At 55.3% G+C, this 284-nt stretch carries 1 protein-coding gene; it reads right to left on the bottom strand.

Annotated features, from left to right (window positions below; genetic code table 11):
* A partial coding sequence (locus B2067_RS08115; protein ID WP_301388064.1) for a class I tRNA ligase family protein occupies nt 1-284 on the bottom strand: 284 nt, incomplete at both ends.

Raw genomic sequence — 284 nt, 5'->3', positions numbered from 1 at the left:
CCTTCCAGATACAGGTCGGCGGGCATTTCCAGCTCGTCACGCGCCATGCAGACGGCCGTGTGAGTCACCCCAGAATCGAACCAGACATCCAGTGTATCGACGACTTTATCGTACTGAGTCGCTTCATCACCCAGTAACTCTGCCGGATCAAGATCAAACCAGGCATCAATGCCTGCACCTTCAACGCGCTCTGCAACCTGAGCAATTAATTCAGACGTACGCGGATGCAGTTCGGCGGTTTCTTTGTGAACGAAAAGTGCGATCGGCACCCCCCAGGTGCGCTG

It is taken from the genome of Thalassolituus sp. UBA2590, from assembly GCF_002339775.1.
Lineage (GTDB): Bacteria > Pseudomonadota > Gammaproteobacteria > Pseudomonadales > Oceanobacteraceae > Thalassolituus.
The sequence above is the reverse complement of the archived record's forward strand: the minus strand, read 5'-3'. Positions and strand labels throughout refer to the sequence as shown.